24 protein-coding genes and 4 pseudogenes are annotated in these 24,100 nt (G+C 68.2%); 18 read left to right on the forward strand and 10 right to left on the reverse strand.

The features are described 5' to 3' along the window. Positions 1-991: 991 nt before the first annotated feature. Positions 992-1,246, reverse strand: coding sequence for an IclR family transcriptional regulator domain-containing protein (locus OG395_RS53075; RefSeq protein WP_327241359.1), 255 nt, complete (start codon positions 1,244-1,246; stop codon positions 992-994). A gap of 123 nt (positions 1,247-1,369) precedes the next feature. On the opposite strand from OG395_RS53075, the gene OG395_RS53080 reads away from it, so the two are divergent. Beyond that, positions 1,370-2,488 carry a PP2C family protein-serine/threonine phosphatase gene (locus tag OG395_RS53080; protein ID WP_327249232.1) on the forward strand — a complete coding sequence of 373 codons (1,119 nt, stop codon included), beginning with the start codon at positions 1,370-1,372 and terminating at the stop codon, positions 2,486-2,488. Positions 2,489-2,704: 216 nt separating this feature from the next. Here OG395_RS53080 and OG395_RS53085 read toward each other — a convergent pair whose 3' ends face one another. Continuing rightward, a complete protein-coding gene (locus OG395_RS53085; protein ID WP_327241358.1) occupies positions 2,705-3,262 on the reverse strand; it encodes a TetR/AcrR family transcriptional regulator in 558 nt (185 codons plus the stop codon). A 139-nt stretch (positions 3,263-3,401) separates the two neighbouring features. Between OG395_RS53085 and OG395_RS53090 the strand changes: the two genes are divergently transcribed. The 5 genes from OG395_RS53090 (at position 3,402) to OG395_RS53110 (ending at position 8,975) form a co-directional block, all read left to right on the forward strand. After that, on the forward strand, positions 3,402-4,064 hold the full coding sequence (locus OG395_RS53090) for an isochorismatase family cysteine hydrolase (RefSeq protein ID WP_327241357.1): 663 nt from the start codon (positions 3,402-3,404) through the stop codon (positions 4,062-4,064). Further along, entirely contained in the window at positions 4,061-5,638 is a 1,578-nt protein-coding gene (locus OG395_RS53095) for an aldehyde dehydrogenase (NADP(+)) (RefSeq protein WP_327241356.1), read from the forward strand. Before OG395_RS53090 ends, OG395_RS53095 begins: the two co-directional genes overlap by 4 nt. 73 nt (positions 5,639-5,711) lie before the next feature. After that, positions 5,712-6,197: a lipocalin-like domain-containing protein gene (locus OG395_RS53100; protein ID WP_327241355.1), complete on the forward strand. Its 486-nt coding sequence runs from the start codon at positions 5,712-5,714 to the stop codon at positions 6,195-6,197. Positions 6,198-6,706: 509 nt separating this feature from the next. Continuing rightward, complete coding sequence (locus OG395_RS53105) at positions 6,707-8,065, forward strand: MFS transporter (RefSeq protein WP_327241354.1); 1,359 nt, start codon at positions 6,707-6,709, stop codon at positions 8,063-8,065. Between the two features lie 91 nt (positions 8,066-8,156). Beyond that, complete coding sequence (locus tag OG395_RS53110) at positions 8,157-8,975, forward strand: enoyl-CoA hydratase/isomerase family protein (protein ID WP_327241353.1); 819 nt, start codon at positions 8,157-8,159, stop codon at positions 8,973-8,975. Between the two features lie 316 nt (positions 8,976-9,291). On the opposite strand, the gene OG395_RS53115 is transcribed toward OG395_RS53110, so the two are convergent. Together OG395_RS53115 and OG395_RS58895 are read right to left on the reverse strand one after the other, a co-directional pair. Continuing rightward, positions 9,292-9,624: a hypothetical protein gene (locus tag OG395_RS53115; RefSeq protein ID WP_327241352.1), complete on the reverse strand. Its 333-nt coding sequence runs from the start codon at positions 9,622-9,624 to the stop codon at positions 9,292-9,294. 62 nt (positions 9,625-9,686) lie between these two features. Further along, positions 9,687-9,961: pseudogene (locus OG395_RS58895) on the reverse strand (transposase). Between the two features lie 49 nt (positions 9,962-10,010). On the opposite strand from OG395_RS58895, the gene OG395_RS53125 reads away from it, so the two are divergent. Next, positions 10,011-11,210: an RNA-guided endonuclease InsQ/TnpB family protein gene (locus OG395_RS53125; protein WP_327249201.1), complete on the forward strand. Its 1,200-nt coding sequence runs from the start codon at positions 10,011-10,013 to the stop codon at positions 11,208-11,210. Here OG395_RS53125 and OG395_RS53130 read toward each other — a convergent pair. From OG395_RS53130 to OG395_RS53140, 3 genes and pseudogenes are all read right to left on the reverse strand, one after another. Then, entirely contained in the window at positions 11,169-11,420 is a 252-nt protein-coding gene (locus tag OG395_RS53130; protein WP_327241351.1) for a hypothetical protein, read from the reverse strand. The two genes, OG395_RS53125 and OG395_RS53130, sit on opposite strands and share 42 nt — an antisense overlap. Positions 11,421-12,181: 761 nt before the next feature. Further along, complete coding sequence (gene tpg, locus OG395_RS53135) at positions 12,182-12,643, reverse strand: telomere-protecting terminal protein Tpg (protein WP_327241350.1); 462 nt, start codon at positions 12,641-12,643, stop codon at positions 12,182-12,184. Positions 12,644-12,690: 47 nt separating this feature from the next. Continuing rightward, a pseudogene (locus OG395_RS53140) lies at positions 12,691-13,248 on the reverse strand (helix-turn-helix domain-containing protein); the annotation flags it as partial. A gap of 189 nt (positions 13,249-13,437) precedes the next feature. On the opposite strand from OG395_RS53140, the gene OG395_RS53145 reads away from it, so the two are divergent. Both OG395_RS53145 and OG395_RS53150 read left to right on the forward strand, forming a co-directional pair. Beyond that, on the forward strand, positions 13,438-14,082 hold the full coding sequence (locus OG395_RS53145) for a GNAT family N-acetyltransferase (protein ID WP_327241349.1): 645 nt from the start codon (positions 13,438-13,440) through the stop codon (positions 14,080-14,082). A 509-nt stretch (positions 14,083-14,591) separates the two neighbouring features. Next, a complete protein-coding gene (locus tag OG395_RS53150) occupies positions 14,592-14,882 on the forward strand; it encodes a hypothetical protein (protein WP_327241348.1) in 291 nt (96 codons plus the stop codon). 803 nt (positions 14,883-15,685) lie between these two features. Here OG395_RS53150 and OG395_RS53155 read toward each other — a convergent pair. Then, positions 15,686-15,946, reverse strand: a complete 261-nt coding sequence (locus OG395_RS53155) for a GntR family transcriptional regulator (protein ID WP_327241347.1) — start codon at positions 15,944-15,946, stop codon at positions 15,686-15,688. Positions 15,947-16,096: 150 nt separating this feature from the next. Between OG395_RS53155 and OG395_RS53160 the strand changes: the two genes are divergently transcribed. The 7 genes and pseudogenes from OG395_RS53160 to OG395_RS53190 all read left to right on the forward strand — a co-directional run bounded on the left by OG395_RS53160 (position 16,097) and on the right by OG395_RS53190 (position 22,430). Further along, entirely contained in the window at positions 16,097-16,300 is a 204-nt protein-coding gene (locus OG395_RS53160; protein WP_327241346.1) for a hypothetical protein, read from the forward strand. A 207-nt stretch (positions 16,301-16,507) separates the two neighbouring features. Further along, positions 16,508-16,606, forward strand: a pseudogene (locus OG395_RS53165) (IS5/IS1182 family transposase); the annotation flags it as partial. A gap of 288 nt (positions 16,607-16,894) precedes the next feature. After that, on the forward strand, positions 16,895-17,833 hold the full coding sequence (locus OG395_RS53170; protein WP_327241345.1) for an ABC transporter ATP-binding protein: 939 nt from the start codon (positions 16,895-16,897) through the stop codon (positions 17,831-17,833). Then, positions 17,830-18,669 (forward strand): ABC transporter permease, encoded by an 840-nt coding sequence (locus OG395_RS53175; protein WP_327241344.1) that lies wholly within the window; start codon positions 17,830-17,832, stop codon positions 18,667-18,669. The genes OG395_RS53170 and OG395_RS53175 overlap by 4 nt, the downstream gene beginning before the upstream one ends. Positions 18,670-18,696: 27 nt before the next feature. Beyond that, the gene (locus tag OG395_RS53180) at positions 18,697-19,977 is read left to right on the forward strand and encodes a sensor histidine kinase (protein WP_327241343.1); all 1,281 of its coding nucleotides are present in this window, start codon (positions 18,697-18,699) and stop codon (positions 19,975-19,977) included. After that, positions 19,974-20,642: a response regulator transcription factor gene (locus OG395_RS53185; protein ID WP_327241342.1), complete on the forward strand. Its 669-nt coding sequence runs from the start codon at positions 19,974-19,976 to the stop codon at positions 20,640-20,642. Before OG395_RS53180 ends, OG395_RS53185 begins: the two co-directional genes overlap by 4 nt. A 444-nt stretch (positions 20,643-21,086) precedes the next feature. Beyond that, a complete protein-coding gene (locus OG395_RS53190) occupies positions 21,087-22,430 on the forward strand; it encodes an endonuclease domain-containing protein (protein ID WP_327241341.1) in 1,344 nt (447 codons plus the stop codon). A 798-nt stretch (positions 22,431-23,228) separates the two neighbouring features. Here OG395_RS53190 and OG395_RS53200 read toward each other — a convergent pair. Continuing rightward, positions 23,229-23,468: a Smr/MutS family protein gene (locus OG395_RS53200; RefSeq protein ID WP_327241340.1), complete on the reverse strand. Its 240-nt coding sequence runs from the start codon at positions 23,466-23,468 to the stop codon at positions 23,229-23,231. A gap of 256 nt (positions 23,469-23,724) precedes the next feature. Here OG395_RS53200 and OG395_RS58900 point away from each other — a divergent pair, with 256 nt between their 5' ends. Beyond that, complete coding sequence (locus tag OG395_RS58900) at positions 23,725-23,829, forward strand: transposase (protein WP_376343250.1); 105 nt, start codon at positions 23,725-23,727, stop codon at positions 23,827-23,829. Here OG395_RS58900 and OG395_RS53205 read toward each other — a convergent pair. Continuing rightward, positions 23,787-23,963, reverse strand: a complete 177-nt coding sequence (locus tag OG395_RS53205) for a helicase associated domain-containing protein (protein WP_327241339.1) — start codon at positions 23,961-23,963, stop codon at positions 23,787-23,789. The genes OG395_RS58900 and OG395_RS53205 overlap by 43 nt on opposite strands. A gap of 3 nt (positions 23,964-23,966) precedes the next feature. Here OG395_RS53205 and OG395_RS58905 point away from each other — a divergent pair. Further along, positions 23,967-24,074: pseudogene (locus OG395_RS58905) on the forward strand (IS982 family transposase); the annotation flags it as partial. Positions 24,075-24,100: the final 26 nt, after the last annotated feature.

Consider the following 24,100-nt stretch of genomic DNA (forward strand, 5'->3'; position numbering starts at 1 on the left):
TTCGCATATTCAGTATCCTGACGGATATCAGGCTCTTTCTGTTCTCTGGTTCACTCGTTCGGAATGGGTCCGACTTCAAGCGGAACCGTAGTAAACGGCTTCAAGGAACTGGTCGCCGTGCAACCGCGTCGTCGTGATTGGGTCGGCGACTCTGGGGCGGGCGGTGGAGGCACCCCGGTTTGGGCCGTACCCGGGTTACACCGTTCCCATCGAAATCGGCCTGGGCGCAGCCACACTCCAAGCACTGGTCGCCGCTCTGCTGGAGAGACTCCGAACGTCGAAGTATGGTCCCGCTCTGCGCCAGGAGCTCGCCGGCCCTCGTCACTGTGCCGAGGTGTGGGCCGGCGTCGCGGAAGTACCAGTTCACCGGTGCGAGCGCACAGGATGTTCCTCTCCGCCGTTCACACAGAAAGTGGTGGGGTGTCCTCGCCGCTTCTGTTCGTCTGCGTGTCGGCAGGCGGCCTATCGCGAGCGCGTTCGGACAGGCGGAGGGAAGGATGACACCCCCTGCGACAGCTCAGGCAGCGGGCCCTCGCGTGGTCAGACTTACCGACTATTTCGCTGACCTTCCAGACTTCCCCGAGCCCGTGAGCGGGCTAACGACGCACGACAGCTTTTTGAAGCACTTCCAGGGCAGAGTGAGACGGTGGCATTCGCCGGGTTTCGGCTCCCGCGGCGCACCCCTGTCTCAGCATTGGGTTCCGGATGCGTCATCTTGTCTGTTTGCATCGTCTTGCCTGTTGTCGATACAGGCAACGCTTTTCCGCCCCTTCTGACTTCACCCATGGCTACGTGGATTCCTGCGCTCATAGTGAGGGTCGTTCCGCAGAAGGAACGGTGAGTATCGGCCTTTGCGTAGTCGTGTTGTTGACGGAGGGAAGGGCGGAGCCTGCCTGCCGACGGTTCCACTCGGACGGAGTAGCTCAGGTCCGTGGCCGTCAGCGAGGTGGGCGCCAAGCGCAGCCACATCGTGCCCCGTTCGCCCGGATCGTCATAGCGCGAGCCGCAGCGGCCGGAACGTCTCGACGGGCGTCACCACGCCGACGGCGGCCACCGCGGTGCCCACCGCGTCGCGGATCGGGGCCGTCAGTCCGGCCGTCTCCGGCGAGACGGTGCCGACGGTCACCGCGTAGGCCTGCCGCCTGATCTTCGTCAGGGAGTGCTGCAACTCCGCGCTCCCCAGGCCGGTGACCGGCTGGTCCGCCGGTCCCGTGTTATCGAATCCGACCGGGTCGAAGGAGTCCACGGGCCGCGGACCCTGCATGTAGTGCTGGTCACCGCACAGGGGACATCGTCCGGCGGGGCGCGGCTCACCCACGGCCGTGCCTGCCTACCGTACGGGGAGTACACCACCTGCCCGGGAGATCACGTGCCCCGTAAGCATCCGAAGAGTTTCACGCATCCCTTCGAGACCATCGAACCACCGCGCGACGCCGAGGTAATGATTGGCGTGGTGTCAGTGACGGTCCTGGTGGTGGCCCTCAGTGCCCTGTCCGAGTCCCCGGTGTGGCTTCTCGGACTCCTTGTATTCCTGCCGGGGACGGCGTCCGCGCTGTGCACCGTACGCCAGACGAAGTTCGTGGCTGCATGGACCACGTTCGTGGTCATCGTCACCGTGCTGGTCCGGCACGGTGAGATGCGGTGGTTCGACAGGATCCTCATGATGCTGCTCACCCTCGCCCTGGGCGCGGCCTCCGTCTACGCGTGCCGCAGCCGTATCCACCGCGAGAACGAGATGCTGCGGCTGCGTTCCACCGCCGCCGCAATGCAGCGTCACATCCTGCGCCCCCTGCCTCTACTCACCGACGACGTCCTGGTCGACGGCGTGTACGAGCCCGTCCAGGAGGACCGGCTCGTTGGCGGCGACATCTACGACGTCGTCGTCTCTCCGTGGGGTACCCGGGTTCTGATCGGCGATGTCCAGGGCAAGGGCCTGCCCGCGGTCGGCGCCGCGTTCGCCGTCATCGGCGCCTTCCGGGCGACGGCCCACCGAGAGCCCACCCTGACCGCCCTCGTCGACGCCCTCGACGCCTCTGTCGTACGGCACAACTCCTACGCCGCACAGACCGGCGACGACGAACGGTTCGTCACAGCGCTCATCGTCAACGTCGACGCGCACGAAGAGGTACAAGTCATTAACTGTGGGCACATTCCGCCGCAGCTGCTGCACGACGCCACCGTCATCACGCCGGCTCTCGGCTCCGGCGTCCCGCTCGGTCTCGCCGAACTCGCCGCCGAACCCGCGACCGTCGACTGGTTCGCCTTCCCACCCGGTGCGACGCTGCTGCTGACCACGGATGGGCTCACCGAGACCCGCTCTGCCGACGGCACGTTCTACCCCCTCGCCGAACGTCTCGCCAAGCACGTATCTCTCTCCCACACCGACCTGCCGCGCGCCCTCTACGAAGACGCGCGCGTGTTCGCCGGGGAGGGCGCCCAGCACGACGATGTGGCGGTCCTGTCCGTCCGACGGTCACCGCACCGCTGAGCGCATCGCGGTGCACGTCACGCAACCGACGGCGGGCTCGAGAAGTACCCGGTGGCCCTCGTGCGGGGTGGGGTACCGGTCTTGCGGGAGTCCGTAGTGCGGGCAGCCCGGCGGTTCGGGTGGCGGAGGCGCGGTGGCGCCCACCCCGTGCGATGCCCCGCGCGGGTGTCATGCCCGGTGGGCTTCAGGTCCGTCGCCAGGTCTTCGCTTCGCGGATCAGGTCAGCCGGGCTCTGACCGTCTCCAGTAGTTCGTCGGACAAGGCCTCGTCAGCCACGGCCCGGGCCATGAGTACGGCACCGACCAGGGCGCTGAGGGTGAGTATCGCCTCGGCCCGGGCGTCCTCGGAGTTGCCGTCGAGTCCCGCGATCAGGTCCAGGTATGTGCGGACCTGCTTCTCGTAGGCCTCTTTGAGGTGCCGGTCATCACGTCCGGCGACGGCGCCCAGGGTGACCAGCGCGCAGCCCGTGGCCGGATCATCTCGGTGTCTCTTCGCCAGGTAGGCGTCGATGAGGCCGGCCTGCGGATCCCGGGCGTTCTGCTGTGCGGAGCGCTCCATCTTCGCCGTGCCCTCCGCCAGCGCGGCGGCGGCAGCCTGTGTGACCAGGTCATCGCGTGAGTCGAAGTGCTTGTAGAAGCCGCCGTGCGTCAGCCCGGCCTCGTTCATGAGGTCCGCGATACCGAGGCGGGCGATGTCCTCGGAGCGAATCTTGCGGGAGGCGATCTGCAGGACCCGTTCGCGGGTCGCAGCCTTCTCGGCCTGCGAGTGGCCCATATCGACCCTGCCTTTCCTTGGGGTGGCGCAGTATGGCCACCACAAAACTGGATGATGGTCATCATACACCCATGTCCCGCATGAGGCTTTTGTGGTTTTCGTTTGACATTCTGGATGACCAACGTAATCTAGCTAGTGGATGACGACCATCATCCAGATTGGAGATGCGACCATGTCCCGTACCTACGACCCTCGTCGTACGGCCGTTCTGCTGGTCGACCCTTACAACGACTTCCTGTCCGAGGGCGGCAAGATCTGGCCGCGCCTGGAGCAGATGGCGCAGGAGGTCGGACTGCTTGAGCACCTGCATTCGGTGGTGGGCTCCGCCCGTGAGGCTGGTGTCCGCGTGGTGTTCGTCCCGCATCGCCGATGGGAGCCGGGTGACTACGAAACGTGGAACCATCCCAACCCCACGCAGCTGAGCATCATGGAGCGTCACAGCTTCGCCCGCGGGACGTGGGGCGGCGAGTTCCATCCCGACTTCCAGCCGCAGCCCGGTGATGTAGTCGTCCAGGAGCACTGGGCGCAGAGCGGATTCGCCAACACCGATCTCGACTTCCAGCTCAAGCAGCACGGCATCACGCATGTGGTGGCCGTGGGTCTGCTGGCGAACACCTGCATCGAGTCCACCAGCCGCTTCGCCATGGAACTGGGCTACCACGTGACGCTGGTGCGTGACGCCACCGCGGCGTTCCTGCCGGAGATGATGCACGCCGCTCACGACCTGAATGGCCCGACTTACGCCCACGCCATCATCACCACCGACGAGCTCACCGCCGCATTCAAGGGAGGACGCGCATGACACTGACCGGAGCCTTGTTGATCGGAGCGTCCCGAGTGGCCGCCACCGCGGGGGCCATGAAGGCGCTCAACCCCGCCACCGGTGAGCTCATCGAGCCCGAGTTCGCTTTCGGTGGCCCGGCCGAGGCCGACCACGCGGTCCGCCTGGCGGACGAGGCCTTCGACAGCTACAGCCACACCGGCCTGGCCGAGCGGGCCGCGTTCCTTGACCTCATCGCGGACAAGCTCGAGGCGGTCAAGGACGAGCTCGCGGAGCGTGTTGCCCTGGAAACCGGCCTGCCCGCGGCGCAGCTCGAGGGTGAGGCCGTGCGGAGCGCCGGTGTGTTCCGCAAGTTCGCCACCGTCGTCCGTCAGGGCCGCTTTCTGCAGGCGACCATCGATCCCGCGCAGCCGGACCGGCAGCCCGCACCACGTCTGGACCACCGGCTGCAGAAGGTGGCCCTGGGGCCTGTCGTGATCTTCGGCGCGAGCAACTTCCCGATCTCCTACTCCGTGGTGGGCGGTGACACCGCCTCCGCCCTTGCGGCCGGCTGCACCGTGATCGTCAAGGCGCACAACGCACACCCCGGCGCCTCGGAAATACAGGGCCGCGTCATCCAGGAAGCCGTCGCGGAGGCGGGACTGCACGAAGGTGTCTTCTCTCTCATCCGGGGCGCCGGCAACGAGATCGGTGAGGAGCTCGTGGACCATCCGCTGGTCCGGGCGGTCGCGTTCACCGGCTCCGAGGGCGGCGGCATGGCCCTCTACCGGCGGGCGCAGAAGCGTCCTGACCCCATCCCCGTGTTCACCGAGATGACCAGCGTCAACCCGACCTTCGTGCTGCCCGCCGCGCTCGCGGCCCGTGGCACGGAGATCGGCACCAGCCTGGTGCAGCGAGCCATGTACAACGTCGGACAGGCCTGCCTCAAGCCCGCGATCCTCCTCGCGGCCGACGGACCCGGCTTCGCGGAACTGCGTGCGGCAGCGGCCGCCGAGGTGAAGAAGGCAACCGCGCGAACCATGCTCACACCCGGCATCCACGACGCCTACACCCGCAACGCGCAGCGCCTGGAGGACGACGGCGCCGTCCGGATCGCCGAGGGCGACACCCCCACGCACGCCGGGGCCGGCCAGTCCCTGCTGTACGAGGTCACCGGCGAGCAGCTACTGGCCGAACCTGCCCTGCGCGAGGAGGTTTTCGGCCCGGCCGTTCTGCTGGTCAGGGTGACTGGACAGGAACAGCTGCTCGAGGCGGCCCGAGCCTTCCGCGGGCAGCTCTCGGCCACCCTGCACGCCGAGGTCGCGGACCGCGGCATTGCCGAACGGCTTCTGCCGGTTCTGGAACGCCGCACGGGACGGATCGTGTTCAACGCCTTCTCCATCCCGCAGGAGGTCTCCTACGCATCCACCCACGGCGGTCCCTTCCCGGCGACCTCCGACAGTCGATTCACGTCCGTGGGCACGGGCGCGATCGAGCGGTTCGTCCGCCCGGTCACGTACCAGAACCTCCCGGACGAGCTCCTGCCGCAGCCACTGCGCGAGGCGAACCCGCTGCACCTGTGGCGATTGGTGGACGGCGAAATCACGCAGCGCTGAACCGTTCTCCCGGGACCCGTCCGCCGCTACGGACGGGTCCCCCTCTCCTGAATGGAAGGAGCCCCCCTTTTCCATGAACGCCACCGAAGGTACCTCTGCGGACGCCGAACGCAAGGCCCGCGACGAGATACGCGGGAAACTGCTCGGCGCCTGGCGTCTCGTGTCCTACACCGCCACGAGCACTGACGGGGACGTGATCGAGCCCCTCGGCCCCAACCCGAACGGACTGATCCTCTACACCCCCCAGGGATACATGTCCGCCCAGCTGGGACGTAGCGATCGCCCACTTTTGAGCTCCGCACGGCTCGAGGACGCCACGCCCGAGGAACTGGCCCGGACGACGGTCGGCTACCTCGCGTACGGCGGACCGTTCGAGATCGTCGACGCCACCACTGTCGAGCATCACGTCACCACCAGCCTCTTCCCGAACTGGACCGGACATCCCCAGACACGAAAGGTGCGCTTCGACGGCCCACTGCTCACCCTCGCCGTCCCCACCCCCACCCGACTGTGGGGCGCGGAGCGCACGGCCGAACTCGTGTGGGAGAGGCCGGCCTGACCACGGGCCGCGTCCTGCCGTGCCTGTCGCCCCCGTAGTTGAATGCGTATTCCTTCCTGGCCCTTCGGTGAAAGCGGACCTGCGGCGTGGCCCAGTGGGCCGCACTGCTCGGGCGCGTCCCCGTCAAGCAGCCCTGCACGGAACCTCCCCACGACCCCGGCCAGCACGGCTGCGGTCGTCCGACCGCCTCCTGCCACGCAGGAACGCAGGCAGCGGCGGACGGACGGGCGAACGCCCGCTCCGCACCGGAAAGTTCATGGCACTGAATCACCACCCAGCCGTGATCCATCAAAACGAAATCCTTTGAAGACACTGCTCAGCCGGCCGAGGCACCGAACCGCAGGAGCGAAAGCCTGCTCCGCATGACCCGTGGCGATGTTGCCGCCGGCAGCCGCTCGGCCGGGTCTGAGAGCCGTACACCGCTGACAGAGGACATCGCCGGCACCGGAGCACCGTCGCGCCTGCCACGCTTCGCGTCTCCGCCTGTCACATCACGACATGAGGACCCCATGACCAGCGCAATCACACGCCCAGGCGTGAAGCGCGGAACCATCCCCGTCTTCGCCACCGCGACAGCGATCACCGTTTCCAACATCTACTTCACCCAGCCGCTACTCGACGAGATCGCCCGGGACTTCCACACGTCAGCCTCCGCTGCCGGGCTGGTGGCCACAACAGGGCAGATCGGCTACGCCCTGGGCATCATCGCCATCGTGCCGCTCGCGGACAGCGTCCGGCTGCGACGGTTGTCCACCCTTCTCCTGGTGGTGACCACCCTTGCCCTCCTGGCGGGCGCCGCCGCTCCTTCGATCGCTCCGCTGAGCATGGCCACCCTCATACTTTCCGCCAGTACCGTGCTCCCGCAGGTCATCATGCCGACTGTCGTCTCCATGGCCACTCCCGGCAACGCCGGACGTGTCCTCGGGGCGGTGGGGACGGGCCTGACCATGGGCGCCCTGCTCTCGCGCACCGCTGCCGGCCTCATCGCCGAGGCCATCGGGACATGGCGGGCCGGCTTCGCCGTCGCGGCCGTGGCCACCGGAGCCCTTCTCCTCGTCCTCCCGCGATACATGCCCGCCGATCCGCCGACTCCGGCCGGAACGCGGCAGAGTTACGGGCGCCTGCTGGCCTCACTCCCCAGACTGATCACCGAGCACGCGCCTCTGCGCCTCTCGGCGGTGCTGGGAGCGACGGTCTTCGCGGCCTTCTCCGCCTTCTGGTCGTCACTAGCCTTCCACCTCACCACCCCTCCGATCGCGCTGGGGCCCGCGGTGATCGGGCTCTTTGGACTGTTCAGCGTCCCTGGAGCCCTGGCCGCCCGCTATTCCGGACACCTCAGCGACCGATGGGGCGCACGACGCGTCAACGTGCTGTCACTCACGTCGGTGCTGCTCGCCTTCGCCCTGTTCGGGTTCGCCGGCCAGTCATTGATAGCGCTTGCCGTCGGCTGCAATCTTCTCGGCTACGGGACCACCAGCGGCCAGATCGCCAACCAGACGCGCATCTTCGCCGCGCAGCCCGCAATCAGAGCCCGGTTGAACACCGTCTACATTTTCGCGGTGTTCGCCGGAGGCGCCGTCGGATCCGCTGTGGCAGCAGTCATGTTCTCCGCGTTCGGGTGGGCCGGCGTGGTGCTCAGCGGACTGGGCTTCGTGCTGCTCGCGGGGATGGCCCTTGCTGGGAACGTCCTGCACATGCGCCGTCGGGCCGGCCGTGCACCGGCCGTGGCCGCTGGCTGGGCCTCGGCGGGTCGCCCGGCGGGCTGGAGGCGGCTCGCCGCCGCCCAGGAACGAAGCCTTGGCATCCCCGGCGACTTCGAGACGCACATGGAGCGGCCTCTGCCCGGCCTCGGCGCGCAGGACACGTGAAGACGTCGGACGACCGCCCCACTCTCGCCGAGATTTCCTACGTGAACAGCGCTTCTGTGCGCACCACTGTCCTCACAAGGAGGGACCCCGCATGAGTAACCACGAGCAGTTCGCCGTCGAAGAGGTCAGCCCGTCCTACTGGAGGGTGACCTTCTCCAACGGAGAGATCAACCTGATCGACCCCGACACCATCGAGCAGCTCGCGGAGCTGGTCACCCGCATCGAGCAGGCCCCGGATCTGACCGCCGTCGTCTTCCGCAGCAGCAACGCCGATTTCTTCATGGCGCACTGGGACTTCCAGGCGGACCGGTCTCGTGTGGCCGCCATGAAGCCGGCCCCCTCGGGTCTGCATCCGTTCGCCGACAACCTGTACCGGCTCGCTCAGGTGCCCGCTGTCACGATCAGCGAGATCAACGGCCGAGCCCGGGGCGCCGGCAGCGAGTTCGTCCTGGCGACGGACACCCGCTTCGCCGGGCCCGATGCCATCCTGGGACAGTTCGAAGTGAGCGTCGGATCCGTGCCCGGGGGCAACCCCAGCGGTCGGCTGCCTCATTTGGTGGGCCGTGGACGCGCCCTCGAGATCCTGCTGGGCGCCGACGACTTCCCAGCCGATCTTGCGGCAGAGTACGGCTATGTCAACCGCGTCGTGCCGGCGGGCGAACTGGAGCAGTTCGTCGACACCTTCGCCCGTCGTATCGCAGTCTTCGACAAGACTGCGGTCACCCGGATCAAGGCTCTGGTGGACGTCGAGTCCCTGCCGACGGCCGAGTCCTACGGGGCTAGCCTTCAGGCCTATTTCCAGACTGCCGGGCGACCCGAGAACGCGCACCGCGTACGCTCGCTGTTCGAACGCGGACTGCAGCGGCCAGACGGCGTGGAACTCGACCTCGGCCGCCGCGTGGCTGAGTAGCCCACGCGAACGGCCGCCGCGGTAGGACGCACCCGACTGCTCCGTAAACGCACCTGCACCGAACTTCATCCGGCCCGGCCCGGTGCCTCGGTACGGCAGGCAGGGATGCCCCCAGGGGGTGGCCCGCCTTGGCGGCCCATCCGCGGGCGGCGGTCAGGCCTTCTCCCCAGGCGACGTCGTAGTGGGACCAGATCATGCCGAGCTTCTCCAGCTGGATGATGCGGTCCTTGTCCATCGGTCACTGCCTCCTGTGGTCGGCTTCGTTGCGCGACAGCGGCCAAAGCTTCCCGGTACGACCGAAATACTCGCCTCGGGCTCAACTCTGCCGGGCGCGGGCGATGGTGTCGAAGACCCACTTATGAAACACAAGCCGCGGGAAGAACCGGCCTTCGACATCGAACTTGAGAGAAAAAGATGGGCTCATTCTCAAATCCCGGTGCACGGTGCGGACGCAAACGAAGGTGTCGGGACGGTGCCGGCCCGATCCGACGGGGCCGATTTGATTGATCCTCGCGTGAATACGGTTCCCGTGGACCAGGGCGGCACAGCCGTGTTCCCTGGCCTTCGATACCGGGACGCTGCCGGCCCAGCGGCTGAACTCGTCGAGATACCCATGCCCGGACAGCTCCCGCAGGGTGATCTTCTCCATCCCTCTTCTTCGGAGGGAATCCCCGCCTTCAGGATCGGAATGCCTCGCCCGCGGAGCCGCGCTCAGTCGGGCCGCTTCTGGTTCTCGATGCAGTCCTTGACCACGTGGAGGGGTGCGCCGCCGCATGACCCCGCGAAGTAGGAGCCGGACCAGAAGCGGCCGTGCATGATGGCCTGGTTGACGTGGCCGGTGAACTCCTCTCTTCGCAGCGTGTCAGTATCTCGTCGTTGAAGACGGTCCGCCGGTACCTGGTGACGAACACCAATTGCGTGTGGAGGTGGTGGACGACGTGACGGCCGCGCCGTATGTCGGGGTTTGGTTCCCAGCGTGGTGACATGAACCAATGTTACGGTTAAGGTCGATTCGAGTCGGAGGGGGTGGGCTGAATGATCCGTGCGTACACGTTCCTCCTGCGGCCCACCGCCCGGCAGGACCAGGCCCTTCGCGAGATGCTGCGCGATCACTGCTCGCTCTACAACGGCGCGTTGCAAGAGCGTCGTGACGCCTACCGGCACGCCTCGAAGACGACGGTCCGATACGGGCAGCAGTCCGTGCAGCTCAAGGAGATCCGGGCATGCGACCCGGAGCGTCAGGGCCGCTGGTCGTTCTCCAGCCAGCAGGCCACCCTGCGCCGGCTGGACAAGGCGTTCGCCGCGTTCTTCCGCCGTGTCAAGGCCGGTGAGAAGCCGGGCTATCCGCGTTTTCGCACAGTGGGCCGGTTCGACACGGTGGAGTTCCCCAGGGACGGAGACGGCTGCCGTTGGGATGCCACCGCGCACGACCCGGTCACGCGGGTGCGCCTGCAAGGTGTCGGGCACGTCAAGGTGCACCAGCACCGGCCCGTGGTCGGCCATGTCAAGACCGTCTCGGTCAAGCGTGAGGGCAAGCGCTGGTATGTGATCCTGACCGCTGAGCGGCCCCGGCCCGAGCCGCTGCCCGCGACCGGCAGCGTGGTCGGCATCGACCTGGGCATTGCCAACTTCCTCGCCGGCTCGAACGGCGAGTTCGTGCCCAACCCGCGTCACGGGCGAAAGGCCGCAGCGAAGCTCGAAGCAGCTCAGCAGGCACTGAGCAGGTGCAAGCGCGGAAGCAAGCGCCGCCGCAAGGCGGTAGAGGCTGTGGCACGTCTGCACCGCAAGGTGCGGTGCCAGCGCCTCGACCACGCCCACAAGACCGCCCTCGGCCTCGTGCGGGAACACGACCTCATCGCGCACGAAGACCTCAAGATCCGCAACATGAGCAAGGCCCCCGAACCGAAGCCCGACCCCGACCAGCCGGGCAGCTTCCTGCCCAACGGGGCCGCGGCCAAGGCCGGGCTCAACCGCTCGATATCGGATGCCGGATGGGGGGTGTTCCTCGCGATCCTGAACGCAAAGGCTGAGAGTGCCGGGCGGGAAGTGATCGCCGTGGACCCTCGCAACACCTCCCGGCGATGCCCCGAATGCGGGCATACCACCAAGGAGAACCGGCCCACACAGGAGACGTTCCACTGCGTCTCGTGCGGCCACAGCGCGCACGCGGACACCGTCGGTGCTCTCAACGTCCTACGGGCCGGGCTGGTCCGTCGCGAAGCCCAACCGGCATAGCGAGAAGCCACCCCGTTCACGGGGTGGAGGAGTCACCCGCACATCCTCCGGACCGTCGAGGAACACCATGAGCTGCGGCACCCCCCTGCGGCGCCGCCAGTGAGCGGGGAGACCCTGGACGCCGCAGTCCAGCACGCGCAGGACGTCCGCGCGCACCGCGGGGCCCAGCGACTGGAGTTCTCTCAGCATGTATTCGCCGTCCTCGTTCACCCCACAAGCGTCCACGAGAAGGACCACCAACTCAACAATGCGGTCAGCGGCCTGCGTTCGTTTCCATCCAGGGCACCGCTGGGCGTTCGCCAGGGGCCTTGGTGACAGTAGGTCTGCTTTTGTGGCAACTATCCGTGCTTCGACTCACCAACTGTGCCGAGGCTCGGTAGTTGTCACCGACGGCACCGCATAGGCTGCACAGAAACCAGGTCGAAGCAGCCGGACTGTCACCAGAGAGGCGCTGGAGTTGTCACACATAGCCGATCACTGGTCTTCCTGTCGCCGGGGCGCAGTGTGACTCGCGACGACCTCATCGCCATGCTCCGCGAACAGACGCCGGCATGCGGGCCTGCACGTAACGCCTTGATCGCCGGGGCTGACTTCGTCGTCTGGGACGGCCTGGTCCCGGCCAACCGGCACGCGGGCGTTTTCCGGAGTCGAATGCACCACTCCTTGAAGCGTGGCCACACGATCGATGGCCTGGCCGACAGTGTCGACATCCTTCTGCGAGCCGGGGAAGAGCCGCTTCGTACCGGATCCATCGACGCGGTGGACAGGTCATCCTGGTTCACGATCTTCCTGAACTCCACGGCGACAGTAGTGGTGGCCTGCTGCGGCGGACGCCGACCCACCACCATGGAGTCGACCGACCCCCCCGAGTCCGGCGCCCAACCTCGCAGGTGACAACAAGCCTGCCTATGTGACAACTATCGCGCTTTGGCTCACCAACTGAAGTGCTCAATCGGGGCTTCGTTGCTGTGTCAGAAGCTGAGTTCTACGTAGTCGATGTCGGTGAATTCGACCAGGAGCCCGTCGGCACGGCGGCCGCGGTCCTTGAAGTACTCCTGTTGGAGTCCTTCGGCGAGGACGGCCCGGAGCTGCTGCTCAGGGGCACCGGCAGCCTGTGCGTCGAAGAGGCGGGCTGCGTAGGTGGCGGGAAGGTGCTGGGTGAGGCGCCGGATGCGTCCGTCGTCCGTGCTGCCCGGCGCGGCGGTGAACCCGAACCGCGCTCTCGTTTCCACGATGATGCCGGTGAAGATGGCCGCGTTCTTCTTCGCGTTCTCCTTTACCCGCGGTTGCCACCGTGTGCGGACCTTATCGGCGAGCCGGGCCGCGAGCTGTGCACGCGGCGTCTTGATCCGGTCCCTGACGTACCGCTCGGCGGTGCGCTGGGACACCCCCAGCAAGTCGGCCACCGGCCTGGTGCCCTTCAGTCGTTTCACCAGGAACCGCACCTGCGCGCCCGCCGATCTCGGGATCGGCCGGGTGGCTCGTCGAAGGCGAAGACCCGGTCCGGGAAGCAGTCCAGGACGTGCTCGATGCGGTCGAGCTTGGCGTCGCGCTCGGGGTCCGGAGATTCCTTCCACGTCTTGGTGTGCTGGAAGGTGATACCGCGGCGGGCGAGGAGGCAGCGTAATGCCTCGCGGCCGATGCGGATGATCCGACCGTGGATTTTCCGCAGGTACGCGACCAATTTGCGCAGTGACCAGCGGGTGAAGGGCTGGCCGAGCTTGACCGGTCGGGTGGTGGCTGTCTGGATGATGAAGTTCTCGTCGTCAGAGCTGAGCAGGCGGGGACGGCCTCCCGCCCACTGAGGGTCCAGACAGGCCAGGCCGATCTCGTTGAACTTGTGGATCACGTCGCGGACGGTGTCCTCGTCGGCCTGCACCAGCTGGGCGATCACCGGTACCCGGTTCCCGCCGGCCGAGGCCAGCAGCATCATCGCCTGTCGGTAGCGCACCGAACTCGTGCTGCCCCGACGCACGATTCGCTGCAGCAGCTGCCCCTCCTGGTCGGTCAGTCTGTGCGCACGGACAGGCTCAGCCACCGCGCCTCCAGCGGTCGGACCGGACGTCACCGCACATCCAACCGCCACGACCACCAACCTGGCGAACCTGTGCGGTCACAGCACTAGCGAAGAACTTCTGACTCAGGTCACTCGGGTCCCGTCTGCCGTGGGCCGTCCGGGGACGGAATTGACTGGTCCGCCGGTCCCGGTGGCCGGTAGCATCCGCCCGTGATCGAGGACGTGGCAGAGGCTGTGGCTGGGCGCCTTGCCGGGGAGGAACCGGAGGACGGGGACGGGGGATCGGCCCGGGAGGTCTGCTGGCGGGGTAGGGGTGTCGTCTTCGCGTCGCTCGACGTTGACGACGCGGAGCTGGTCCACGTCTGGCGCGCCGACCCCGTGGCTGCCCATGAGGTCGGCATGTGGCCGCGTTCTCTCTCTGCGGTGCGCGAGCGCATCGAGCGCGACCGCGACGAGCACGACCGTGACGACTTCCTCGTCCTGCTCCCCGACGGCACGCCGATCGGCCACATCGCCCTGACAGACCAGGACATGGTCGACGGCACAGCCGAGATCATGCTGATGCTGGACCCCGACCACCGGGGCCGGGGCTATGGCGTGGACGCTGTGGACGCGCTTGTCGACCTCGCCTTCGGTGAACTGCCCATGCAGCGCGTCCAGGCTGTCACCCACACCACCAACACCGCGGCTCTCGGCGTCCTGGACAGGGCCGGGTTCGTCCAGGAGGGGGTGCGCCGCTCAGCCTGTCTGCACCGCGGCCGCCGGTACGACGTCGCGGTGCTGGCCCTGCTCCGGGACGAGTGGCAGGCTCTTATCCGACCCCGGTCCTGGGACGTGCCGGTCACCGGACAGTGACCTGAGTCAGGGAACCTTGGCGGTTCAAATCTTGGGCGGCGTGATCTTCGCTGCGCTGCCCTTGGACCCCGTGGTCTGGGACCTACAGGACGGATCTCTGGCGATCCCTGACCTAGGGCGTTTCGTTTGGATCACCGTTCCGCTGCGCCCGGTATTGACCGGCAGGATGACAGGCGGCGGAACATGTATCCGGCGTCGCCCGCGTATCCGACGCGCACATCCGGAACTGATCGCTGCCTGTTGGCGTGGTGGCGTTTATGGCACAGGGTGGGAGCACGATGGGCGAGGAGCCGACGTGGGCAGAGCTGCTGCTTACCCTTCTCCTCATGGCGGCCGTCCCCACCATCATCGGAGGGGCGGTGCTCTTGTCCCTTGTCGGACTGACGATGTGGGTGACAGCACCGCTGCGGCGGCGCAGGCGTGCCCGGTCCGAGAACGACTAGGACCTCTCGTTTGGATCAAGGTGGGGGCGAGTTACGGCGGGCGTTGCCGGGTGGCAGTCTGGGGCGATGCTCCCCTGGAACAGCTCCACCGAGAGCGATCTGCGGCGTCTGCTCAATGAGTGGGACCCGATCGGCGTCGCTGACTTCGTGCAGGACGAGTACGACTGCATGCTCGCCCCTTTGCTCCAGCAGCTCCGCGCCGGTGCTGGCCAGGCGGAGATCGGCGAGTACCTGCGGCAGGAGCTAGAGGATCACTTCGGCCTCGATCCCAATTTCCAGCGGACGGACGCGGTGGCCGCCGGAGTGATTGGCTGGTGGGCAGCTGCCAGCCCGGCCGATGGCACTGGACGCATGTAGCCGCTGCTTCCAGTCCGTCTGATCGTTGGTCCGGGGATCACCGTGAGGCCCGCCACCCGGTGGGGCCAAATGAGACCGGAACACCCCCCGAACGCTCCCGTAAGCCCCCAACCCTGGGGCCAACTCAAGCCGAAAAGTGGAGCCGGATCAGACCGCCAAAGCCACCTGCTGGCAGCCCCGATGGCAGAACCCTCACGGCTGGTCGCCCAACGCCTCGGAGGAAGACGACTGGTGGGACTTCGCCGGCACCGTCCCCGTCATCGCCACCCACCTCGACCAGCTCCGCATCCACGGTCCGCACGGGCCGGTGTGGTGGCGCTTCGGCCACAGCGACTGGCAGCCGATCACCGACGCCCTCACCGACAACGGCACCGAAGGCGCTCTCTGTGAGGCTTTCGGGGTGCCGCAGAATCCACCCGGAGACCGTCCGAGGGGTCGGCGGCCTGAGCTCCGGGGGCCGCCAACTGTCGCCTTGGCACCGCAGGCTGCGCGCTCCGGGCACTTGAGGCAGTGGCTGTGGCCAGTGCTGGGCTTGTTGCTGCAGTTTCGGCAGCGGTTCCCCGCCATGCCTTCTCTCCGGCGGGCGTGGGAGGTAGGAAGATCCCGCATCCTGGCCAGGATGTCGGCCCTCAGCCAGGCCGGTCTGCGGGGGTGCAGATCTGGCACGCCTCAATGTCAGGCTCGCCGGCGGGACCGTATCAGCTGCACATCGTCACGAACGTGCAGTAGGCCGGGCAGCGACAGTCACTCCTGGGTGTAATTGTCGCCGCATCCTTCGGGCTGCTGGCCGCGGTGAAGTGAAGTCACTCCTGGGGTGCGCCGCCAGCCGGGGGCAGAGGGCGTGCGACGAACGACCCGAGCCCGGGTTCCGTGTAGATCAGTCCGTCCTCGCGCAGCGCCCGGTGCACCTTCTGCCCGGTCGCCGCGGCGATCCCGAACTCGGCCTGGAGCTGTAGCACCGACGGCACGCGGGTGCGCGGCGCGTAGGTGCCGTCCGCGATCCGTTGCCGGATCACTTCGGCGACCTGGCGCCACCGTGGCTGGTCAGGAGCAAATTCGATCACCCGGCCAAGCTAGGCAGGCCATAGCGCAGCACGCGAGATATGCCATATCTAGCATGCCGTAGCACGCTATGCTGCAGTCACACGAAGACCCTCCCTGCAGCCGATGGCACGGCCCCGGGGGCGTGGACACCGGCAGTGGGAGCTGATGACGTGCCTGAGAACACCGGCCCAATGGCGGCCGAGCGCAGGGCCGAAGACGCCGCCGTCCAGACCGCATACAGCGGGTTCATCCGCCACACCCAGGCGTGCACCGAGTGCCGCACGGGAGGCATGGACTGCACGGACGCCAGTGAGCTGCGGCGGGTGTACCGGGTGTACCGGGTGGCGAAGCGGCGCGCGGGGGAGGATCGATGATCTGCGAGCGCCGATGACTTTGGCCGAGACGGAGACCCGCGACATGCCTGGCGAGTCCGGCACAGGCTGCACGCTCTACCTCCACAGGGGCCGCTGCCCCGTGCCGGCCCCGCCGCGCCCCCGGACGTACTCGCCCCGCGACCGCTGAATTTTCGCCCGTACCCGGGGCCGGCGTCGGCCAGGGTGCGGGCGGGGTTCGGTGCGTTCACTGCCAGCTCCGAAGCCATGATCCACGTCGCCTCTATCGACAATCTCGCCAAGCGCATGACGGACGAGACCACACCGACCTGGCGAGGAACCTGCTAGGGCATAAGAGGCAATTCGCCCACGCTAAACGCCCTCTCAGGGAGATCTGGGTGGTCACCCCCTTGTTTGCTGGTGGACGAGTTGGCCTGGGAGTCTGACAGGCAGGCCAGGCCCTGGGGGCGGCCGACGAGCACGGAAGGCACCGCAGGTAGTCGGGTAGTACCGCGGTACTACGCGCCCGGCGTAGTTCAGCCTCCCGGTACCACCGGATTGGGGTGATTCGGCTCCTAGCGTGGCCGGTGAGGCGTCGGAAGCGACGGACGCCGGAGCCCGACAGGGAGAACGCGAATGATCGACGCACGGCAGTTGACCAAGAGGTACGGCGAGAAGACGGCCGTCGACGGGTTGGACTTCGTCGTGAGGCCGGGCACGGTGACCGGCTTTCTGGGGCCCAACGGCGCGGGCAAGTCCACGACGATGCGCATGATCGTCGGCCTCGACGCCCCGACGAGCGGATCCGTCACCGTGAACGGCCACCGCTACGCCCACCACCAGGCACCGCTCCAGGAGGTCGGTGCCCTCCTGGAGGCGAAGTCGATCCACCCAGGCCGCTCGGCGTACAACCACCTCAGGGCCCTCGCGCTGACCCACGGCATTCCGGGCCGCCGGGTCGACGAGGTCATCGACCTCGCCGGACTGGGCAGCGTGGCGAAAAAGCGGGCCGGCGCCTTCTCCCTCGGGATGGGCCAGCGGCTGGGCATCGCGGCGGCGCTGCTGGGCGATCCGCAGACGGTGATGCTGGACGAGCCGGTCAACGGGCTGGACCCGGAGGGTGTGCTCTGGATCCGCAACCTGCTGAAGACGCTCGCCGACGAGGGCCGGACGGTGTTCGTGTCCTCGCACCTGATGAGCGAGATGGCTCTGGTCGCGGACCACCTGATCATCGTGGGGCGCGGGCAGCTGCTGGCCGACACGACCGTGGCAGACCTGATCCGCGAGGCGGGCGGCGACACGGTGAAGGTCGCGACGCAGGACCCGGCGCGGCTGCGGGACGTGCTGACGGGGCCTGGCGTCGACGTCACCGGCCGGATCGGCTCCGAGGAGCTGCAGGTGACCGGGCTGACCGCCCGCGAGATCGGGCTGAAGGCCGCGGAGCACGGGATTGCGCTGTTCGAGCTGAGCGCGCGGACCGTGTCGCTGGAGGAGGCATTCATGGACCTGACCAGGGATGCCGTGGAGTACCACGGCTCCACGACCGGGATCGAGACCCTCGGGAGGCCCGCATGAGCACCCTCACCGCAACCGTCGAGGAACCCCGGACCACCCCCGCCCGCCCCGCCTACCGGGTGACCGGACGGCGCGTGCTCTCCTCCGAATGGGCCAAGCTGTGGTCCCTGCGCTCGACCTGGATCACCCTGGGCCTGGGCCTGCTGTTCCTGGTGGCCTTCGGCCTGATCGCCGCGAGCCGCTACAAGTCGGGGATCAACTCCGGCCACCTGGACCGGGACTTCGCCGATTCGACGGCCGTGAGCCTGTCCCTCTTCGGTACGAACTTCGCCCAGCTGGCCCTGGGCGTGCTCGGCGTGCTGGTCACGGCGGGGGAGTACTCGACCGGCATGATCCGCTCGACGCTCGCGGCGGTGCCCCGCCGGCTGCCCGTACTGTGGTCCAAGGCGGCCGTGTTCGGGCTGGTCGCGCTGGCGTTGGGGACCGTCGGTGCGTTCGTCACCTTCTTGGTCGGGAGCGGGATCGTCTCGGGCACGCCCGCGGCCATGGGTCTCTCGCACGCGGGTGTGCTGCGGAGTCTGCTGGGCGCCGGGCTGTATCTCGGCCTGGTCGGGGTGATCGGTGCCGCGCTGGGCGCGCTGCTGCGGTCGGTGGCCGGCGGGATCTCGGTGCTGGTGGCCACCCTGATGCTGATCCCGGGCCTGATCTCCCTGCTGCCGAGCTCCTGGCGGGACGACATCAGCCCCTACCTGCCGTCCAACGCGGGAGAGTCGATGTTCGCGCTGACCCACGACTCCACGACCCTGTCGCCGGCCGCAGGGCTGCTGGTCTTCCTCAGCTGGACGGCACTGGCGCTGGCGGGCGCGGCGTACCGGCTCGCGCGCAGCGACGTCTGACGCCTGCACCATGGACAGGTGACGTCCGTGACCACCGATGACATCAGCGGGATGGGACCGCTGGTCGCCCGTCTGTCCCGGGGCGGCCAGCGGTTGAGGCAGGCCGACCAGGCACATCCGTGGGTGCTGGACACCGCGGTCGTGGTCCTGGTCTTCCTCATGTTCTGCCTGCCCGACCTGCTCCACGGCGTTGTGGACGACGGCGACGGCCCGCGCCGGTTCCGGCTCGCCTTCACTCAGCTGCCCGTCGCGGGAATTCTGGTACTGCAGGCCGGACTGGTACTGCCCCTGCTGTGGCGGCGGCGCAAGCCCGTGGCGGCCTTCGGTGTCATCGCCGCGGTGTTCGTCGTCCAATGGTCCCTGGGCGCGGCGCTGCGCGCGGACGTCGCCCTCTTCGTCGCCCTGTACAGCCTGGCCCTGCACGGGCAGCTGCGGCAGCTGCCGTGGGCCTGTGCGGCCATGGCAGGCGCCATGGCGCTGGTCGCGGTACGCGCGTCCTCGGCCGTCTCCGTCTGGGACGCGCTGTTCTTCCTGCTGAGCACGGCGACCGCGGCTCTCGCGCTCGGCCTGATGGTACGCATCCGCCGGGCCCAGCTCGCCGGACTGCGAGAACGGGCCGCCCGGCTGGAGATCGAGCGCGACCAGCGCAGCAGGCTGGCCACGGCCACCGAACGCACCCGTGTCGCCCGCGAGATGCACGACATCGTCGGCCACAACCTGTCCGTCATCATCACGCTCGCCGACGCCGGCGCTTACGCCACCGACATCGCCCCCGAACGTGGCAAGGAGGCCCTCCAGCTTATCGGTGACACCGGCCGACAGGCCCTCGGCGAGCTGCGGCGCGTGCTCGGCGTGCTACGCGAGGCGGCGGACGGTCCCCGGGGCGGCCCCGAACTCAGCCCACAGCCCGGCATCGCGGACATCGAAGCGTTGTGCGCCAAGGTGCGCGCCGCCGGTCTTGAGGTCGTTTATCGGACCTCCGGCGACGTGGACGCCCTGGACAGTGGCGTGCAGCTGACGGCGTATCGCATCGTCCAGGAAGCCCTCACCAACACCCTGAAGCACACCGACACCGGCACCCGGGTGCACCTGGCGATCCTCGTCGAGGACAGCCGGCTGAACATCCGGGTCCGGGACACCGGCTCGGCCACACCCTCCGGACCGCCGAACGAGGAAGGACACGGCCTGGTGGGCATGCGGGAGAGAGCGGCTCTGTACGGTGGGACCGTCAGCGCGGGGCCGACCGGCGGCGGAGGATGGAGCGTCGAGGCCGTACTCGACCTCACACCCCAAGGCGGTGACCGATGACCACCGTGCTCATCGTGGACGACCAGCCGCTGCAACGCTACGGCTTCCACATGCTCCTGGACTCCGTAGCCGAGACCGACGTCGTCGGTGAGGCCGCCCACGGCGCCGAGGCCGTCCGCAAGGCCGCCGAACTGCGCCCGGACGTGGTCCTGATGGACGTCCGCATGCCGGGCATGGACGGCATCGAAGCCACCCGCCGCATCGTCGCCGCCGGCGACCGCTCGCGCATCCTCGTGCTCACCACCTTCGACCTCGACGAGTACGTCCATGCCGCCCTCCGCGCCGGCGCCAGTGGCTTCCTCCTCAAGGACGCGCGCCCCGAAGAACTCCTCGCCGGCATCCGCGCCGTCGCCGCCGGTGACGCCGTCATCGCGCCTGCCCTCACCCGCCGCATCCTGGACGAGTTCGCCCGCTACGTCCCTGCCCACCGCCAAGACTCCGCCGAGGATCCGAGACTCGGCTCCCTCACCGACCGCGAACGCGAGATCCTCGTCGCCGTCGGCAAGGGCTGGACCAACGGCGAGATCGCCACCCGCTTCGTCCTGTCCGAGTCCACCGTCAAGACCCACGTCGGCCGCGTCCTCGCCAAAATCGGCGCCCGCGACCGCATCCAAGCCGTGATCTTCGCCTACGACCACGGCCTCGCCCGGCCCAACGTGGACTGAACCGACGAGCGGCGGCCGGGAAGCCTGCTTCCACCGACCGCGCGGCAGCGTACCGCCGCCAACGCCTCGCACCAGCTGCGCACTCCACTGACCGGACTTCAGCTCACCGCTGGAGGCGGGCCTCGCGCAGGACGACAATGCCCGGCTGCGCCCCGCCCTGGCGGAGGCGCTGGCCACCACCCGCCGGCTGCACGGCACGGTGGAGGAGGTGCTACGGCTGCCCCGTTCCCGCGGCCTGCTCGGCGCGGCCGTCGTGATCGGTGTCGGTGGCCCGCACCCCGTACACGAACGTCGAGTGCTTCATCGGATGGTGCCGCCCGGCGCGGTGAGTGGATCGCCGCCTGCCTCACCGACCTGGAGACCGAGTACGTCACCGCCGTCTGCTCCAGCAGCGTGTCGATCACCGACTATCGGTATGTCGGTGCCGGCCGTTAGCCTGTGGGTATGTCAGAGCGTGTCATCGCGGGCCATAGGGGCGGCCTGATCACTCTGGGCGCCGCGGACGCTCTGTGGGCCGACTTGACGACCGACAGCGCTGTGCCGGCGGCTTCTGCGGCGTTCACCTGCTCTCCTGCCAATGCCCGGGCGGGGTACGTCCTGCTCGGCGGCCGTGTGGTGGCGACGGTGAAGGCAAGCGGCGGCCAGTGGAGTGTTCCGGAGATTGAGGTGCGCGGGGCGGCAGCGGAACTGAACGCGGTTGAGATGGACCGCCAGGACCTGGTCCGCATCGGTCCGTTCCGTAGCGCGAAGCAGAACGAGAAAACGCCGCTGCGATGGCGCCAGCGCATCACCCGGGAACTCCAGGAGCTGGGCGACCCCGAGCGGGCAGCACAACCTGAAGGCGGCCGGCCGCACCATCTGGCGGGAATCGACTGGCGGCGGATACTCGTGGAACAAACCCGCGGCCACACGGCGCGGACATGGTGGCTGCCGCGCGCCGTGGTCAGACTGCTGGACGCGGCCGAGCACACCGAAACGCAGTGGCTGCAAGCCGCACGGACCCGCCAGAAAGGCGCAGCCGCCACCGAGCCGCCCTCCCACCACCGGCAGACCCTGGCCGCCGACGGCCGGCAGACGACGAGCCCCCACTGCCCAACCACCCCACCGCGCTCGTACAACGGAGAACTGCAAGGCCACCTGTACTCGACGCTCAGCAGGAAACCCGGCATTTCCCGCAAGGTGGCTGAGTGGACTTGCGCCATCTGTCGCACCGCACCCGCCGCCGTACTCGACCACTGCCATGAACACGGCTACGTCCGCGCCCCCGTCTGCCACTCCTGCAACACACAAGAACGACCCGACCACCTGTACAGCAACGACATCCGCGTGGCCAGCCACTACACACGCCTCTTCCACACCCACACGGCCGACTGGCTCCACCACTGGCATCGTTGCCCCGGCTGCCGCGCCCGCACCACCCTCCCACTGCCACACCTCGCCGCATGGACCGCGCACATAGCCTGCCGGTCACTGCGCCCGACCCACCGCGACCCCCGCGGCTCCCGCGCACGCAAACCCTGCGGTGTGCTGCGCGTGTCCTGGACGGGCAGCCAGAACACGCCCCGTTCCTGCCTGCTCACTGTCGCCGTCGACTTCTGCCCCTCCGGCGAGCACCGTGTCCTGGCGCGAGTCCCCTACCGCGAAGCCGTCGAGCGGTTTGGCACCTGGCTGGCCGAGACCGCCCCTGCCGTTGCTGCCGCGGCCGGACCCGACCGCCTGGACGGCCTCCCCACCCGGTTCCGGCCAGTCATCGCGGACACCAGCAGTGAGGGCCTGGCGCTGTTCTGAGCAAACAGCGGGCGCCTTCTCAAGCGTCTGGCCGCAGGTTCGAGTCCTGCCGGGAGCATTGCCTGACGCCGTCCGCGCGTTCACCGTGTTGTTCTGGTGGCGGCCGACGGGCGGGCTCTTCTCGGTATGCGTCCGCGTCGTGTTGCTCGGCGTTCAGGGTTTCCGGCTCGGCTAAGACGTTTCTGCCGGGTCACCTCGCGGTCCGGATGAGGGGGCGCGAGGGAGCCCGGCTCGGTCATCTTCATGTGCCGTTCGACGTGGCTCTCGCACGGCGCGCTACCAAGCCGATCGCTGACGACGTCAGCGAGCCGCAGCTGCGGGACTTGCACCGGCCGCTGGATCTCCGCCCGGTGGAGTGGAGACAGCCATCGGCACCGGGCCGGCCTACGCCACATCGGTGACCGGCGAGGCCGGGCCGACGAGCCCATCCCTCTTCTTCGGAGGGAATCCCCGCCTTCAGGCGGGGAGGGAATCCGATCCTGACCCCTGCGGCGCGGAGCGCCGCAGGGGCGCACGTGATGCGATCCGGGCATGGCGGCAGGGGCCGTCGGACCGCGCGGCGGCACGGGTGACCGTCCGACTCCGCGGCGGCGTGTACAGGCGGACGCGAAGCTTCACGCTCGAAGCGCAGGACTCTGGTTCACCCGGGCCGGCCGGTCACCTACGCCGCCTCTGGAACGGCGATGTCGGCGGCATTGAGCCGGAATCTGATCCTGCCCTTGCCCCGCAGACCGCGGTTGGGGCGATCAGCGTGTGGCGTTCGGGCGTGAGGCCGTTCTCCCGTTGGGTGGTCCGGTCTTACGGCTTGAGGTGGACTATGATTCTGCCGTCGTTGGTCGGGTCTGTCTCGAAGCGTTCGTACAGCTTCTTGATGTGTGGCTGGTTGAGGAACGCGAGCACGCGTTTCTTCAGTTTTCCCGAGCCCTTGCCCGGAATGATCTCCATCGTGGTCTCGCCGCTGCGCGCTGCCTTGAATATGGCCTGACGCAGGGCCAGTTCGATGTCCCGGTTGTTGCGGAAGATCGGGTGCAGATCCACGGTGAGCAACGTGCAGCCTCCTGTTGTGTTCCGGCCACGCGAAAGGCCGCAGCTTGTCGGGCAAGGCTACGCGGCGCCGTCCGGGCACCGGCCCCCGTTCCGATACGTCACCGGTTCCTGCCCGGGGTGGGTGGTTGTGAGGTTCCCCCGAGATGCGGGGAAAGGTGACAGCAGGTCAGATGGGTCTCATGAGAGGAGCCCAGACGTGGCCTGCCCCGAGGAAATATCCGCTGGAGTTGCGTAGCGTGCGGTGCGGATGTATCGGACCGCCGAGCCGAAGCCCGTCATCCGCCGCATGGCCGAGGAACTCGGCGTGCATCACGAGGCCCTGCGCAACTGGATCCGCCAGGCCAACGGATAGGCTCCCTCGGCGTGTTCGTAGGGCACGTCCAGGCAGCCCTCGCGGTCGAAGTAGCGGCGTGCCGCGTCGTAGCCGCGGGCCCAGTCCTGGCGTTCGGTGTCGAGGATCTGGAACTTGACCCACTTCGCGACCATCACAGGGTCCCTGGGGGCCGCGAAACGAAGCAGCAGCCGAGACTCGCGAGCTGGCACAACGACCACACCGGACAGCCAGTACTGCGATCACTAACCGCCTTCGACCACTGACCCCTTGGAATCGATCATTTGGGCCG

Origin of the sequence: Streptomyces sp. NBC_01320 (genome assembly GCF_035974375.1) — a bacterium.
Classification (GTDB): domain Bacteria; phylum Actinomycetota; class Actinomycetes; order Streptomycetales; family Streptomycetaceae; genus Streptomyces; species Streptomyces yanii.

Excerpts from the sequence above, each read along its gene's own strand:
- OG395_RS53085 (WP_327241358.1), bottom strand. The coding sequence starts at position 3,262 with ATGGGCCACTCGCAGGCCGAGAAGGCTGCGACCCGCGAACGGGTCCTG.
- OG395_RS53090 (WP_327241357.1), top strand. The coding sequence starts at position 3,402 with ATGACGACCATCATCCAGATTGGAGATGCGACCATGTCCCGTACCTAC.
- OG395_RS53095 (WP_327241356.1), top strand. The coding sequence starts at position 4,061 with ATGACACTGACCGGAGCCTTGTTGATCGGAGCGTCCCGAGTGGCCGCC.
- OG395_RS53100 (WP_327241355.1), top strand. The coding sequence starts at position 5,712 with ATGAACGCCACCGAAGGTACCTCTGCGGACGCCGAACGCAAGGCCCGC.
- OG395_RS53105 (WP_327241354.1), top strand. The coding sequence starts at position 6,707 with ATGACCAGCGCAATCACACGCCCAGGCGTGAAGCGCGGAACCATCCCC.
- OG395_RS53110 (WP_327241353.1), top strand. The coding sequence starts at position 8,157 with ATGAGTAACCACGAGCAGTTCGCCGTCGAAGAGGTCAGCCCGTCCTAC.
- OG395_RS53115 (WP_327241352.1), bottom strand. The coding sequence starts at position 9,624 with ATGGAGAAGATCACCCTGCGGGAGCTGTCCGGGCATGGGTATCTCGAC.
- OG395_RS53125 (WP_327249201.1), top strand. The coding sequence starts at position 10,011 with ATGATCCGTGCGTACACGTTCCTCCTGCGGCCCACCGCCCGGCAGGAC.
- OG395_RS53150 (WP_327241348.1), top strand. The coding sequence starts at position 14,592 with ATGCTCCCCTGGAACAGCTCCACCGAGAGCGATCTGCGGCGTCTGCTC.
- OG395_RS53170 (WP_327241345.1), top strand. The coding sequence starts at position 16,895 with ATGATCGACGCACGGCAGTTGACCAAGAGGTACGGCGAGAAGACGGCC.
- OG395_RS53175 (WP_327241344.1), top strand. The coding sequence starts at position 17,830 with ATGAGCACCCTCACCGCAACCGTCGAGGAACCCCGGACCACCCCCGCC.
- OG395_RS53185 (WP_327241342.1), top strand. The coding sequence starts at position 19,974 with ATGACCACCGTGCTCATCGTGGACGACCAGCCGCTGCAACGCTACGGC.
- OG395_RS53190 (WP_327241341.1), top strand. The coding sequence starts at position 21,087 with ATGTCAGAGCGTGTCATCGCGGGCCATAGGGGCGGCCTGATCACTCTG.
- OG395_RS58900 (WP_376343250.1), top strand. The coding sequence starts at position 23,725 with ATGTATCGGACCGCCGAGCCGAAGCCCGTCATCCGCCGCATGGCCGAG.
- OG395_RS53205 (WP_327241339.1), bottom strand. The coding sequence starts at position 23,963 with ATGGTCGCGAAGTGGGTCAAGTTCCAGATCCTCGACACCGAACGCCAG.